Below are 14,292 nucleotides of genomic sequence, written 5' to 3' on the forward strand. Positions count from 1 at the left end.
TCAGCCCCGAACCGGACTGCCGCCCTGTCCTGCCGCGACAGCACCGCCCGGGAAGCACACCGGCTCCCGGCCCGCTGCGCCCCCTCACACCACGAGAGGTGCCATGCCCATTGATCCAGACCAGGCTGCCCGGCTAGAGGAACGGCGCGAGCAGCTTCGCGAGGGGGGCGGGGTGGACGCGATCCGCAAGCGCCACGACCGGGGCCAGATGACCGCCCGGGAGCGGATCGACGCCCTGTTCGACAGCGGAACCTTCCAGGAAACCGGCCTTCATGTGCGCCACGCCACCCGGGCCTTTGGCGTTGACGAGCGCCGCACCCTGCCGGGAGACGGCGTGGTCTGCGGCACGGGCATGGTCTCGGGACGCCTGGTGTGCTCGTTCTCGCAGGATTTCACGGTCATGGCCGGGACGGTGGGGCGCATGCATGCCCGCAAGGTCTGTGACGTCATGCACATGGCGGAAAAGACGGGCTCGCCGGTGGTGGCCTTCCAGGATTCGGGCGGCGCGCGCATCCAGGAGGGGGTCGAGGCCCTGGCCGGATACGGCGACATCTTCTATTCCAACGTTCTGCTGTCCGGGGTCGTGCCCCAGATTGCGGTCATTGCGGGCCCCTGCGCGGGCGGAGCGGCCTACTCCCCCGCCCTGATGGACTTCATCATCATGACCCGCACGAACGCCCACATGTTCATCACGGGCCCCGAGGTGATCCGGGCGGTGACCGGGCAGGACACCACCATGGACGCCATCGGCAGCGCCGCAATGCACGCGGGGGTCTCCGGCAACGTGCACTTCATCGCCGAGGACGACCGCCACGCGGTCGAGCTTGTGCACCGGCTCCTGTCCTTCCTGCCCGCGAACAACTCCGAGGATCCGCCCAACATCCCGATGGACCTGGCGGTGGAGCCGGACCCGGTCATGAACACCCTGCTGCCCGACGATCCCGCCATGGCCCTGGACGTGCGCACGATCGTGAGGCGCCTTGTGGACGCGGGGGACTTCCTCGAGGTCCATGCCGCCTTCGCGCGCAATCTGGTGGTGGGCTTCGGACGCCTCTACGGGACCGTGGTGGGCATCATCGCCAACCAGCCCATGGTGCTGGCCGGAGCCCTTGATATCGACTCCTCCGACAAGGGGGCGCGCTTCATCCGGTTTTGCAACGCCTTCAACATTCCGGTTGTGACACTGGTGGACGTCCCCGGCTTCATGCCCGGCGTGGACCAGGAACGGGGCGGCATCATCCGTCACGGCGCCAAGCTCCTGTTCGCCTATGGCTCGGCCACGGTTCCCAAGATCACCGTCATCCTGCGCAAGGCCTACGGCGGCGCCTACCTGGCCATGTGCGGCCAGGCCATGGGGGCGGACGTGGTCTATGCCTGGCCGTCGGCGGAAATCGCGGTCATGGGCGCCGAGGGGGCGGTCAACCTGCTCTACCGCGCCGAGCTGGCCGAGGCGGATGACCGGCGGGAAAAAGCCGCGGAGCTGGCGGCCGAATACCGGAGCGAGTTTGCCTCGCCCTACCATTCGGCGGCCCTGGACTTCGTGACCGACATCATCCTGCCGGAGGAAACCCGCTGGACCGTCGGCCTGGCCCTGCGCAAGCTCGCGGCCAAGCGCGAGCTGCGTCCGGCAAAAAAGCACGGGAACATTCCGCTATGACCCTGGAGCCGGTCCTTTTCTCCCTCAAGGTGTACGGCCTTGTCATTGTCATCTCTTTCTTCTGCGCGGCGGTGATCCGGCTGATCGTTCTGGTCCTGTCGTCCCAGGCCGAGCGCTCCCGGGCCCGGGAGGCGGCACGGGACGCGGCAGGGGCAGGAGCACGAGCAGGCGGCCCCGACGCACCCGGGCCCGCCGCGGCCCCGGCGGTGTGCTGCGCGGGCGGCGACATCCCGCCCGAGCACGTGGCCATCATCGCCGCTGCGGTCCATGCCCTGGGGTTTGACGGCCCCGTGGTCCAGATTTCCGAGCCGAGGCCGCGGGAGGGCTGGGTGTCCGCCGGGCGCTTCGCCCTCCACTCGTCGCACAACGTCTTCAAGGGGCGCCAGAGATAGGCCCCGCCGCCCTCCGGAACGGACCGGGAGCAGACACAGACCGGGCGCAAGCCGGTCACCAGCCCCCACGCCACGCCACACCACTGCAAGGAACCGACATGAGGCAGGAACTGCGAATTACCATTGATGGCCGGACCTACAACGTGATTGTGGAGAACGTCACCGGATCCTCGTCCGAGACCTTCTACCCCTCCCCCGCCATGCGCTCCGACATCATCGAGCCCACCATTGCCGAGACCCCTGCCCCCCGCCCGGCCGAGAAGCTCACGCCCTTTGCCGCCAACGCCCGCCCGGGCGACGTGGTCAGCCCCATGAGCGGGGTTCTGGTGGAGTACACCGTCAGGGCCGGGGACCGGGTCGCCCTGGACCAGCAGGTTGCCACCATCGAGGCCATGAAGATGAAAACCGTCATCGTCTCCCACCTGGAGGGAACCGTGACCAAACTGCATCTGGAGCCCGGCGCCCCGGTGGAGGCCGGCCAGCCCCTGGTCAGCATCGGCTGAACCGGCCCGCCCGCGCGCGGTCCGGCACCCGCCGGCTCCGCCACACGCTCCCGGACAACGGCTGTTAAGGATAGCGCCCGTGGACACCTTGCTTGCGGATACTCTCGACTTCTTTCAGGGCATTGCCACGCTCGTGTACGCCGAGGATCTCTCCATCACGGCGATGCGGCTGTTTCTGATCTTCCTGGGCGGGCTGCTGATCTACCTGGGCCGCAAGGGCGTGCTCGAGGCCCTTCTGATGATGCCCATGGGCCTGGGCATGATGGCCGTGAACGCCGGAGTGTTCTTCGGGATCGACCGAAAGCCCACCAACCTGTTCATTGACCCGCTGGTGGCCCAGACCGACGACCTGGTCAGCATTCTCCAGGTGGACTGGCTCCAGCCCATCTACACCCTCAGCTTCTCCAACGGCCTGATCGCGTGTCTGGTGTTCATGGGCATCGGGGTGCTCCTGGACGTGGGCTTCATGATGGCCCGCCCGTTCCAGAGCATGTTCGTGGCCCTGTTCGCCGAGCTGGGGACGGTCGCGGTCTATCCGCTGGCGGTCTGGCTGGGCCTGACGGAAGGCGAGTCCGCCGCGGTCGCCACCATCGGCGGCGCGGACGGGCCCATGGTGCTGTTTGCCTCGCTCCTGCTGGCGCCGGCCCTGTTTGTGCCGATCACCGTGGTCGCGTACCTGTACCTGGGCCTGACCTACGGAGGCTACCCCTACCTGATCCGGATCATGGTGCCGAAGAAGCTCCGGGCCATCCAGCCGCCGCCGCCCAAAAAGCCGGTGGTGATCACCTCGGGGCAGAAGATCGTCTTCGCGGTGGTCATGTGCACCCTTCTGTGCCTCCTGTTTCCCGTGGCCTCGCCCCTGTTCTTCTCCCTGTTCCTGGGGATCATCATCCGGGAAAGCGGGCTCGAGCACCTCAGCCAGCTTCTGGGCACCACCATCCTCTACGGCGCGACCCTGTTCCTGGGCATCCTTCTGGGCGTGCTGACCGAGGCCAACACCATCATGAACCCGCAGGTTCTGACGCTCCTGCTGCTGGGGATCCTTGCGCTTCTGATTTCGGGAATTGGCGGGCTTCTGGGGGGCTACGCCCTGTATGTCCTGACCCGGGGACGCTTCAACCCGGTGATCGGCATCGCGGGAGTGTCGTGCGTGCCCACCTGCGCCAAGGTGGCCCAGAAGTCCGTGGCGCCGGGAGTAATCGTCCTGCCCGAGGCCCTGGGCGTGTCCATCAGCGGCGTCATCACGTCGGCGATCTTTGCGGGTGTTTTCGTGACCCTGCTGCGCTAGGGGCCGGGCCGATGGGCCGGAACCAATGGCCCCGGACCGGGCGGACCGGCGGGCGCCGGGCTGTGGATCCCCAACCGGGGCGCTAGACCGGGCGGCGGGCCCGCAGCGCGGCACTGAGGGTGCCGTCATCCAGGTAGTCGAGCTCGCCCCCCACGGGGACGCCCTGGGCCAGGCTGGTGACCGGGCGCCCCAGAGCCTCCAGATGGTCGGCAATGACGTGGGCCGTGGTCTGCCCCTCCACCGTCGCCGGGAGGGCAAGGATAACCTCCCGTACCGTCTCCTCGGCCGCGCGGGCGTACAGGCGCTCGAACCCCAGATCCTCGGGGCGCACTCCGTCAAGGGCGGACAGAAGCCCCCCCAGCACGAAATAGCGCCCGCGGAACTCGCCGCCGCGCTCCAGCGCCCACAGGTCGGCCACGTCCCGCACAACGCACAGAAGGCCCGCGTCCCGGCGCTCGTCCGTGCACAGGCGACACGGGGTGCAGGTGTCCAGATTGCCGCACAGGGGGCACTCGACCACGCGCTCGCTGACCGCCGTCAGGGCGTCGCGCAGGGGATCAAGAAGCGTGGTGCGTCGGCGCAGCAGGGCAAGCGCGATCCGGCGACCGGACCGGGGCCCCAGACCGGGCAGCCGCCCGAGGACGGTGATCAGATGCTCGATTTCGTTCGTGCTCACGAGTGGGTCTGCCTTTCAGCGCGGTCTGCATGGCCTGCGGGGGTCTGTCCCCGGGGGCCTTCCCCAAAACCCGTCCGCTCCAGTCGGAAACGCCGGAACCGGCCCCCGCATCAGCAGCAGAGGCCCGCCCCGGCGCAAAACTCAGGCTGGACGCGATCCTAGAACGGCAGGCCCATGCCGCCGGGCAGCGACAGGCCGCCGGTGACCTCGGCCATCTTCTCCTTGGCGACCTCGTCAACCCGGACCTTCGCATCGGCAAAGGCGGCCACGATCAGGTCCTGGACCATTTCCGCATCCTCGGGCCGCAGAATGGACGGATCAAGACGAACGGACTTCAGCTCGAACTTGCCGCTGACGGCCACCTCGACCATGCCGGCGCCGGACACACCCCGAACCTCCAGAGCCTCCAGCTGCTTCTGGGCGTCCTCCATCCGGGTTTTCATCTCCTGGGCGGCTTTGAGCATCTGGCCGATATTTTTCATGAGTCATCCTCTGTATCGAAGGGGTCGATGAGATTGTCTTCAAAGGTGGCCTCAAGAGCGTCGGAGGACGTGTCCTCCAGCTCGAGGGCTTTCAGGTTGACCCGAACCGCGCCCACCTCCGCGCCGGGGAACAGCTCCAGGATCGAGGCCACCACCGGGTCGGCATGAATATCCGCCTGGCGCTCGCTATGCAAGGGGACCGCTCCGGGCCGGTCGCTGACCGAGACCACCCAGCGCGCGCCGGTCCACCGGGAGAGAAGCTCGCCCACCTGCCCCGCCAGGCTGCGGGGCGCCTCCTCCAGCGGGTGGAACTCGAGAACCCGGGCCTTCGCATCAAAGCGCACCAGCTGGACCTGCCGCTCCAGCGACACAACAAGATCCATGCGCCGCTTCTCGCGAAACAGCTCCACCAGATGAACAAACGAGCGCGGAGAGGGCGCGAACGCCGCTGCCGCCTCGGGCATCGCGCCCCCCGTCTGGGGAATGGCCCCATTGGAAATGGCCATGGTCGGACCGGGCCCCGAGGCCCCCACGGCCATGGGAGCCGCATAGGCGTGGCCCATGGCCGAGCCTCCCGGCCCGCCGCCGGCTGACGGCGCGCCCCCGGCTCCGCCGTCCGCGGGACCGCCGGGAAGCACCGGGATCTCGCCGCGCTGAAGACGGCGCAGAAGATCCTCGGGGAACGGCAGGTCGCCCGCATAGCCAAGGCGGATCAGGGTCATCTCCACCGCCTGGAGAGGCAACGGGGCCTCGCGGGTCTCGGACAGGCCCTTGATCAGGATCTGCCAGGCCCGGTTCAGCACCCTCATGGACAGGCGGGATGCCAGATCCCGCGCCCGCTCCCGGTCCGAATCCCCCACGGGGGCCTCGGCGTCCAGGCTGTCGGGCGCCACCTTGATGCGGGTCATCCAGTGAACCAGCCCCAGAAGATCCTGAAGCACCGTCAGCGGATCCGCCCCCAGGGCATACTGGGCGCCCAGCTCGTCGAGCGCGGCGGGAACCCGACCGGACAGGACGTGCTCCAGCAGGTCCAGAACCCGGCTGCGGTCCGCAAGGCCCAGCATGTCGGCCACCATGGCCGCGCCGACCTCGCCGCCCGCGTGGGCAATGGCCTGGTCCAGAAGGGACAGCCCGTCACGCACCGACCCGTCAGCGGCCCGGGCGATCAGGCGGATGGCCTCGGGCTCGACCGGAATGCCCTCGAGCCCGGCAATGCGGGTGAAGTGCTCCTCCAGAAGCCCCAGAGGCACCCGGCGCAGGTCGAACCGCTGGCAGCGCGACAGCACCGTCACCGGAACCTTGCGCAGCTCGGTGGTGGCAAAGATGAATTTGACGTGGGGCGGCGGCTCCTCCAGCGTTTTCAGCAGGGCGTTGAACGCCTGGCTGGAGAGCATGTGCACTTCGTCGATGATATAGACCTTGGTCCGCGCCATGGCCGGGCGGTAGCGCACCGACTCCAGGATCTCGCGGATGTCGCCCACACCGGTGTGGGAGGCGGCGTCCATCTCCTGGACGTCCACGTGACGGTCCTGGGCGATGGCGCGGCAGTGCTCACACACCCCGCAGGGGTCGATGGTCACGGAGCCGTTTCCGTCCGGGCCGACGCAGTTGAGCGCCCGGGCAATCAGACGGGCCGTGGTGGTCTTGCCCACACCCCGGACACCGGTCAGCATCCAGGCCTGGGCAAGGCGCCCGGACTCGATGGCATGGCGAAGGGTCCGGACCAGGACTTCCTGGCCGATCAGGGACTCGAAGGTGGAGGGGCGATATTTCCGGGCCAGCACCCGATAACCGGCCGCCCCGGTCGAGTCCGTATCCAGAAACGTGTCGCTCGGGGGATGAGTGTCGGTCATTCCAGGTCAGTGGGGGGCAGCCCCCATATGGCAGGTGAGCCGAAAACGCGTCCGACGCTGGAGGATGTTGCCGCCCGGCACCGGAAACGATCGAAAGTCAGGGTTCCGGTCCGTTATTCCGCGCGGCCGTGCCACTCGCGAACGGTCCCGGACTCCCGGGAGGATGTTCCGGGAACCGCACCGGTGCCGTCAAGGCGCCTGCGCGAAAAAGGCGGAAGACTGAACGCGACCCGCGGTGCATCCGTTACGGCTGCTTCCTTCCGGACCTGACCGGGTTGGCGGAGCCTCACGCCCGCGCCAGCCTTCCGCGCTCTGTATAGCGTCCGGGGACGGGTTTGTGCAAGCCCCCTCGCAGGGATTTTTTCACTCCCTGCACAAACGGCACCGGGGCTGCCTGCGAGAGGAGCCCCGGGTGGAAGTTTCTAGCGGCGGCCCGCGTCGCTGTCGTCGTGCACGGGCTTGATAAAGGTGATGTTGTCCCCCGGCCAGGCCGAGACCTTCGCCGAGCGGACACCCTCGGTCAGGAACAGGGTCGACACCTCGACACCCAGGGCCCGGGCCGCGTAGGATATGGTCGTGATTGTCGGGTTGCGCTTCCCGGCCTCGAGTTTTGAGACATAGGCCTGATCCACACCCATGCGGGTCGCCAGGACATCCTGGGCCAGCCCGGCCTCGAGGCGCAGGCTGCGAATATTGGTTCCCACGACCCTGCGGATATCGTAGCGCGGACGGGCGTCCTCCACGATTTCACCGTTCACGGACGTATAAGACGCATGCTCTTCACGATTGACCATAACCATCACCCCCCAATTGTAAAAACGGCTTGTTATCAATCCTAGATGGATCCAGTTTGCGTTTTCGTCAAGAACATTTAGGCGCACCCCGCAGAAAAAGCAACTGATGCGTGCTAATCGGGGTGTGTTTTTTTTCCTTACACTTGAAGGGTTTGACCAACCGAGCTCCGCTACCTGAAAAATATGTAACCACTGGTTGCTGTGCAATAAACGCAACCTGAGGAGGAGTCGCGAAAAAGCCGCCAAGGGGGCAAAACAGCGCCGCCGGCCACGCGAATCCAAGCAGACGCCCGGGAAGCCGTATGCTTTTGAAAATATTCCAAAAACATGTACCGCCCTTCCCCGGGCAGCGAATCGGGGATCTGACGCGGAAACCTCACCGACACCAACCCTGATGTGGGTAAAAAAGATGGAAAGACAAGGGATAAGGATAAAATGTCCAAAAAAAACGGGAGACGGGAACCGCAGTCCCGGACTCCGGCACCCGCCCGTGCCCGCCCCGCCTCCCCTGCCCCGCTCCGGCACCGGGACAGGGCCTGAAACGGGGCCCGGGCGGGGCCATGCCCGGGGCACACACCGGAGGGCACACCAGGGGCGCGCAGGGGCCAAACGGGGACGCACCGGGACACACCGGGACACACCGGAGGACGCACCAGGGAGCTGCGCCCGCGGCACGCACGTACGGGACACGGGACGCACCCCGGGGGCGGGGCAGCCCGAACGGTGAGTGCCCCGCGGGGGCCATTCAGGACAGGTGAGGAAGGACGCTAGAGCGGGCCGTCCGAGGGGACAAAGGTCAGGGGCTGGCCGGTTCCGTAGCCGCCCGTCACCGCTCCCAGACGGTAGCGCCCGGGGTCCGTGTCGGACGGCAGGGCAAAGTCCGGCGGCGGTGCCAGCAGGGGCAGTCCGGCGGAGGCCGGCGTGCGCCCATGGGTGATGACGGCCGGCGCGCCCGGCAGCAGGGCGATCCCGGCAACCGCCCGGTCCCCCGGAGCGGTGAGAAACGGACCGAACGGGGTCCGCACAAACCGGTGGACCCCGGGCAGCAGGTGCTCTGCCGGGAACCCGGAAACGGTCTGGGCGCCCTGCCGCAGATCCAAAACGAGCTCGACACCCGGCTCGCCCAGCAGGACAAAGGGCCCGCTTCCCGCCGATGCGAGGGGGAGGAAGAACACCTCGAGGGGGGCTTTTGCATCGCGCTGCGGGCAAATGCCCACCCAGGGGGAGCGCTGTCCGGCGCGCTCATAGGACAGGGCCCGACGGGGGAACCAGCCGAAGGGACGCAGCGCCGCGCGCTCCACCAGAATCCGGTCACCGGAGCCGGGCAGCGGGATCGACACCGTCTCCCGGATCTCCAGAACCAGGGCCACCGGATCCTCGACAAACCGCGAGAGGGCAAGGGCCGCCATGGCCGCCACGAACAGGACAAGCAGCACGAGGACGGGGAGGACGCGGCGGGCCCGAGCGATCATCGGCCGGCGTGCCGGGTCAGCACAAACACGCTCTGAACGCCAAACAGGTTGGCAAACCGCCCCTGCCCCGAGTACGAGCAGGCCTGGCCCCGGGCATCAAGGGCAATGGCCTTCTCGACCACAATCCCCATGGTGCTGCACAGGTCCAGGAAGTCCCGGGTGGTGCACAGGTGGATGTTCGGGGTCTGCCACCACTCATGGGGCATGCAGTCCCCCACGGGCATCCGCCCCCGGAACATGAGCTGGAACCGCGAGCGCCAGTTCCCGAAGTTCGGGAAGGACACAATGGACCGGCGCGAGATCCGCACCAGGTTTCCCAGAACCTCCCGGGGCCGCTCGGTGGCCTGAAGGGTCTGGCTGAGAATGGCGTAGTCGAAGGCGTCGTCCGGGTAGTCGTCCAGATCCGTGTCCGCGTCCCCCTGGATCACGGCCACGCCCCGGGCCACCGCCGCACGGACGCCCGCCATGGACAGCTCCACCCCCCGGCCGTCCACCTGTTTCTCGTGGGCCAGCCAGGCCAGCAGCTCGCCGTTGCCGCAGCCCACGTCAAGAACCCTGGCCCCGTGGGGGATCATGGACCCGATCAGCTGGAGGTCGTCACGGATCGGCCCTTTCAGGCGCTTGGGAAAGATCATGGTCCGGTTCCCTCCGGCTGAGAATCACGAACGGGGGTCACCGCCAGCGGAGCCTGCGGATCGTCGCCCCTCGCATCGGACGGCCCCTTCAGCTTCGGGGGGAGACCGGCGCGCCGCGCGATGCTCTCCAGAAAGCCGGACAGGGTGTCGGAGAAGGCGGGCTCGTCCAGAAGGAAGGCGTCGTGCCCCTTGTCCGTGTCCACCTCGACAAAGCTGACGTTGGCCGCCGCCGCGTTCAGGGCCCGGACAATGGCCCGGGAGTCCGTGGTGGGGTAAAGCCAGTCCGACGAGAAGGACACAATGCAAAAGCGCGTCTTTGTCCGGGTGAAGGCGTTGGCCAGGACACCGCCGTACTCGTCGGACAGGTCGAAGTAGTCCATCGCCCGGGTGATGTAGAGCAGGCTGTTCGCATCAAAGCGACGCACGAACGAGGCCCCCTGGTGGCGCAGGTAGCTCTCGACCTGGAAGTCGGCCTCGAAGCCGTAGCTGAGCTGCTCCCGGTCCTGGAGCTTGCGCCCGAACTTCCGGTGCAGGGCCGGTTCGGACAGATACGTGATGTGGGCCGTCATCCGGGCCACCGCAAGACCGTGGGCGGGACGGGTTCCCTGGTTGAGGTAGTCGCCGCCGCGCCAGTCCGGGTCGGCCATGATGGCCTGCCGGGCGACCTCGTTGAAGGCGATGTTCTGGGCCGAGTGGCGCCACGAGCCCGCAATCACCACCGCGGCGCCCACCCGCTCGGGGTAGCTGACCGCCCACTGGAGCGCCTGCATGGCCCCCATGGACCCGCCGATGACGCAGAAGATGTTCTCGATCCCCAGGTGGTCGAGCAGAAGGGCCTGCACCCGGATCATGTCCCGGATGGTGATCACCGGGAAATCAAGCCCCCAGGGCTTTCCGGTCGCCGGGTTGATGTCCTTCGGGCCCGAGGTGCCCATGCAGCCCCCCAGGACGTTCGCGCAGACGACAAAGAACCGGGTGGTGTCGATCACCTTGCCCGGGCCGACCATGTCCTCCCACCAGCCGGGGCGCCCCGTGACGGGATGGGGGCCTCTCATGTACTGGTCAAGGGTCAGGGCGTGGCAGACCAGGACCACATTGCTCCGGGACGCATTGAGCGTCCCCTGGGTCTGGTAGGCCACGGTGACGGGCCCCATCTCCGCCCCGCTGTCCAGGCGCAGCGGCGCGTCGGTGCACAGCTCCACAACGGCGTTGACGGTTTTCGGGTCGGGAACGACCATGGCTTTCGTTCTCCAGTCAAAAATGGCACCGGGAGGGGGCGCCGGTACAGAACCTTGCGGGCACGAACCCGGACGGGGCCGGGAATCGCTTTGGTATGAAGGGGGGACTGCGGAGTCAATCTTTTCTTTTTGATTCGCAGCGCGCATCAGCGTAAACCAAGGGACCACGCCCTGACGGCCATGCCCCTTTTCGGAGAGAGAGATGAGCCAAGCGCATGACACCACCCGGGAGACGGTCTCCCTGGGGGCCCTGCGGTCCGAGATTGACTCCATTGACGACGCCCTGCACGACCTGCTGATGCGCCGCGCCGAGCTGGCGGAGTTTGTCCGCCTCGCCAAGCGCGACGAGGACGGGAAGGACGCCACCTACCTGCGCCCGGGGCGCGAGGCCGCGGTCCTGCGCCGCCTGATGGCGCGCCACTCGGGACGGTTCCCGCGTCGGGTTCTGGTGCGCCTGTGGCGGGAGATCTTCTCGGTCTCCCTTGCCATGCAGAACCGCATGACCCTGGCGGTCTGGATGCCCGAGCGCGGCGCGGCCTTCCTGGAGATCGCCCACAACCAGTATGGATCGTTCACGACGGCCTCTTTGCACCAGTCCATGGAGCAGGTGATCCGGGAGGTCTCGGAGCGCCGGGCGACCCTGGGCATCCTCCCCCTCCCCGAGACCGGTGACCGCCTGGCCTGGTGGCCCCTCTTGGCCACCGCCGCCCCCGACACCCCCCGGGTGATCGCCCGGCTGCCCATGGCGGGCACCCAGGGCACGCCCGAGGCCCTGGTCATCGCCATCATGCCGCCCGAGGCCGACGACTGCACCGACCGCACCCTCCTTGCCCTGGAGCACGACCCGGCGCTCCACCCGGACCGGGTTCTGGAGCATGTGACCCGGGCCGGCGTCCCCGTGCGGGGCATTCTGGACGCCCGCACCGACCCGGCCGGATGCGCCCGAATTCTTCTGGAGGTGGACGGCGCTTTCCACAATACTGATGCCCGGCTTGAGGCTCTGGAGACGGTCTCCGCGTCCTCCGGCCCCTATGCGGTCCGCCGCGTCTGCCTGATCGGCTCCTATGCGAGACCCTTCACGGACGCCGAGCTGGACCCGGACGGCCTCCCCTGAGCGGGGGAGGACGACCGCACACTGTCCCCGGGGGAAACCCCGCGCCTGCGGCCCCGCCGCCAACCCAGCCCCTCAACAGCATGGGCTGACTTGCGAGTCCTCAAGGATCGTTACCATGAACCTGTCGAACACTCCCCTGCCCCGCCCCGGAATTATGGATATCGTCCCCTATGCGGGTGGCGAGTCGAAAATCCCCGGTGTTTCCCGGATCATCAAGCTGGCCTCCAACGAGGGTGCCCTCGGGTGCAGCCCGCGCGCGCGCGACGCCATGATCCATGCGGCCGGGGACGTCTATCGATATCCGGACGGGGCCTGTGTGGAGCTGAGAGAGGCCATCGGACAGCAGTACGGCATCGATCCGGCCCGGATCGTCTGCGGCGCCGGCTCGGACGAGCTGATCGGCATGCTGATCCACTCCTACGCGGGACCGGGGGACACCCTGGTGCAGAGCCGCTACGGGTTTCTCATGTACTCGATCTACGGCAAGAGCGCGGGCGTCGAGACCCTCTTCGCGCCCGAGACGAACCTGACCGCGGACGTGGACGCCCTTCTTGCCACCGTGAAGGACACCACCCGGCTGGTCTTCCTTGCCAACCCGAACAACCCCACGGGCACGATCCTGCCGCCGTCCGAGGTCCAGCGCCTGCGCGAGGGCCTGCGCGATGACATCATCCTGGCCCTGGACTCGGCCTACTGCGAGTTCGTCCAGAGCAACAGCTTTGACGGCGGCATCGGGCTTGTGAACTCCCACCCGAACACGGTGATGCTGCGCACCTTCTCCAAGATCCACGGCATGGGCGGCATCCGCCTGGGCTGGGCCTACGGTCCTGCCCACATTGTCGATGTCCTGAACCGGGTGCGCGGTCCGTTCAACGTCTCGGCCCTGGCCCAGGTGGCGGGCGTGGCGGCCATCAAGGACACGGAGTTCCAGGACAGCGTGCGCGCCCACAACCGGCTCTGGCGCGAGTGGACCCGCGAGAAGATGGAGGCCCTGGGCCTTGTGGTGACCCCGTCCGAGGGCAACTTCCTTCTGGCCACGTTCCCCTCCGAGGGCCCGCGCACAGCCGAGCGCGCGGATGCGTTCCTGCGCTCCCGCGGGCTGATCTGCCGCCGGGTCGCGGGCTACGGCCTGCCGGACTCCCTCAGGGTGTCCATCGGCACCGGCGAGGAGATGGAGCTGTTCGTCCAGACCCTGACCGAATTCATGGAAGAAGGCGGAGGCTCATGACAGAACCGCTTTTTGACCGGGTCGCCATCCTTGGCATCGGCCTGATCGGCTCGTCCCTCGCGCGGGTCATCCGGCGCGAGGACATGGCCCGCACCGTGGTGGCCGGAGACACGGGCCCCGGCGTCGCCGAACGCGCCCTGGAGCTTGGCATCGTGGACGAGGCCACCACCGACCTGGCCCAGGCGGTCCGGGATGCGGACCTGGTGGTGCTGTGCGCGCCGGTGGGGGTCTCGGACCAGATCGCCCGGACCATCGCGCCCTCCCTGAAGCCCGGAGCCATCGTCACCGACGTGGGCTCGGTCAAGCTGCGCGTGATCGAGATGGTCACGCCCGAGCTCCCGGACACGGTTCACTTCGTGCCCGGGCACCCGCTGGCGGGTACGGAAAAATCCGGCCCTGACGCCGGTTTTGCCCAGGTGTTCCAGGGCCGCTGGTGCGTTCTCACGCCCCTGCCGGACACGAACCCCGATGCCCTGGAGAAGGTCTCCGAGATGTGGCGCCGGGCCGGAATGGCCATCGAGATCATGGATCCGGCCCATCACGACCGGGTGCTGGCCATCACCTCGCACCTGCCCCACCTGATCGCCTACACCATCGTGGGAACCGCCTCCAACATGGAGACCCAGATGTCCCGCGAGGTGGTGAGGTTCTCGGCCACCGGTTTCCGTGACTTCACCCGTATTGCGGGCTCGGACCCCATCATGTGGCGCGATATTTTTCTCAACAACCGCGATGCGGTGCTGGACGTGCTCCAGCGCTTCACCGAAGACCTGACCGCCCTTCAGCGGGCGATCCGCTGGGGCGAGGGCGAGGTGCTGGAGGAACTGTTCAGCCGCACCCGGGCCATCCGCAAGGCGGTGATCGACGCCAAGCAGGCCTGATCGCGCGCAACAGCGACCACATCCGATGACCGACAGGCGGCCCGGGGGAACTCTCCTCCGGGCCGTTTGCGTGTCCAGG

At 67.8% G+C, this 14,292-nt stretch carries 14 protein-coding genes and 1 other RNA gene; 7 read left to right on the plus strand and 8 right to left on the minus strand.

Annotation, left to right across the window (positions count from 1 at the left end):
• Window positions 1-103 precede the first annotated feature (103 nt).
• The 4 genes from IHV25_RS07805 to IHV25_RS07820 all read left to right on the plus strand — a co-directional run bounded on the left by IHV25_RS07805 (window position 104) and on the right by IHV25_RS07820 (window position 3,840).
• On the plus strand, window positions 104-1,657 hold the full coding sequence (locus IHV25_RS07805) for an acyl-CoA carboxylase subunit beta (protein WP_192534556.1): 1,554 nt from the start codon (window positions 104-106) through the stop codon (window positions 1,655-1,657).
• Window positions 1,654-2,049: a hypothetical protein gene (locus IHV25_RS07810; protein ID WP_192534557.1), complete on the plus strand. Its 396-nt coding sequence runs from the start codon at window positions 1,654-1,656 to the stop codon at window positions 2,047-2,049. The genes IHV25_RS07805 and IHV25_RS07810 overlap by 4 nt, the downstream gene beginning before the upstream one ends.
• 98 nt (window positions 2,050-2,147) lie before the next feature.
• On the plus strand, window positions 2,148-2,552 hold the full coding sequence (locus tag IHV25_RS10565) for a biotin/lipoyl-containing protein (protein ID WP_192534558.1): 405 nt from the start codon (window positions 2,148-2,150) through the stop codon (window positions 2,550-2,552).
• 79 nt (window positions 2,553-2,631) lie between these two features.
• Window positions 2,632-3,840 carry a sodium ion-translocating decarboxylase subunit beta gene (locus IHV25_RS07820; protein WP_338048605.1) on the plus strand — a complete coding sequence of 403 codons (1,209 nt, stop codon included), beginning with the start codon at window positions 2,632-2,634 and terminating at the stop codon, window positions 3,838-3,840.
• A gap of 82 nt (window positions 3,841-3,922) precedes the next feature.
• Here IHV25_RS07820 and recR read toward each other — a convergent pair whose 3' ends face one another.
• The 8 genes from recR to metX form a co-directional block, all read right to left on the minus strand.
• Entirely contained in the window at window positions 3,923-4,516 is a 594-nt protein-coding gene (gene recR, locus IHV25_RS07825; RefSeq protein ID WP_192534559.1) for a recombination mediator RecR, read from the minus strand.
• A 158-nt stretch (window positions 4,517-4,674) separates the two neighbouring features.
• Window positions 4,675-4,998 (minus strand): YbaB/EbfC family nucleoid-associated protein, encoded by a 324-nt coding sequence (locus IHV25_RS07830; RefSeq protein ID WP_192534560.1) that lies wholly within the window; start codon window positions 4,996-4,998, stop codon window positions 4,675-4,677.
• Window positions 4,995-6,851, minus strand: a complete 1,857-nt coding sequence (locus tag IHV25_RS07835) for a DNA polymerase III subunit gamma/tau (protein ID WP_192534561.1) — start codon at window positions 6,849-6,851, stop codon at window positions 4,995-4,997. The genes IHV25_RS07830 and IHV25_RS07835 overlap by 4 nt, the downstream gene beginning before the upstream one ends.
• A 210-nt stretch (window positions 6,852-7,061) precedes the next feature.
• Window positions 7,062-7,158: signal recognition particle sRNA small type (gene ffs / locus IHV25_RS07840), an RNA gene on the minus strand.
• A 115-nt stretch (window positions 7,159-7,273) separates the two neighbouring features.
• On the minus strand, window positions 7,274-7,645 hold the full coding sequence (locus IHV25_RS07845) for a helix-turn-helix domain-containing protein (RefSeq protein WP_192534562.1): 372 nt from the start codon (window positions 7,643-7,645) through the stop codon (window positions 7,274-7,276).
• Between the two features lie 767 nt (window positions 7,646-8,412).
• Window positions 8,413-9,117 (minus strand): hypothetical protein, encoded by a 705-nt coding sequence (locus IHV25_RS07850; protein ID WP_192534563.1) that lies wholly within the window; start codon window positions 9,115-9,117, stop codon window positions 8,413-8,415.
• A complete protein-coding gene (metW, locus tag IHV25_RS07855) occupies window positions 9,114-9,752 on the minus strand; it encodes a methionine biosynthesis protein MetW (RefSeq protein WP_192534564.1) in 639 nt (212 codons plus the stop codon). Before metW ends, IHV25_RS07850 begins: the two co-directional genes overlap by 4 nt.
• A complete protein-coding gene (metX, locus tag IHV25_RS07860; RefSeq protein ID WP_192534565.1) occupies window positions 9,749-10,990 on the minus strand; it encodes a homoserine O-acetyltransferase MetX in 1,242 nt (413 codons plus the stop codon). Before metX ends, metW begins: the two co-directional genes overlap by 4 nt.
• Window positions 10,991-11,192: 202 nt before the next feature.
• Here metX and IHV25_RS07865 point away from each other — a divergent pair, with 202 nt between their 5' ends.
• The 3 genes from IHV25_RS07865 (at window position 11,193) to IHV25_RS07875 (ending at window position 14,213) form a co-directional block, all read left to right on the plus strand.
• Window positions 11,193-12,104: a chorismate mutase gene (locus tag IHV25_RS07865; protein WP_192534566.1), complete on the plus strand. Its 912-nt coding sequence runs from the start codon at window positions 11,193-11,195 to the stop codon at window positions 12,102-12,104.
• A gap of 115 nt (window positions 12,105-12,219) precedes the next feature.
• Window positions 12,220-13,332: a histidinol-phosphate transaminase gene (gene hisC / locus IHV25_RS07870; protein WP_192534567.1), complete on the plus strand. Its 1,113-nt coding sequence runs from the start codon at window positions 12,220-12,222 to the stop codon at window positions 13,330-13,332.
• Complete coding sequence (locus IHV25_RS07875) at window positions 13,329-14,213, plus strand: prephenate/arogenate dehydrogenase family protein (RefSeq protein WP_192534568.1); 885 nt, start codon at window positions 13,329-13,331, stop codon at window positions 14,211-14,213. Before hisC ends, IHV25_RS07875 begins: the two co-directional genes overlap by 4 nt.
• Window positions 14,214-14,292: the final 79 nt, after the last annotated feature.

Source organism: Phaeovibrio sulfidiphilus (assembly GCF_014861485.1).
Lineage (GTDB): Bacteria > Pseudomonadota > Alphaproteobacteria > Rhodospirillales > Rhodospirillaceae > Phaeovibrio > Phaeovibrio sulfidiphilus.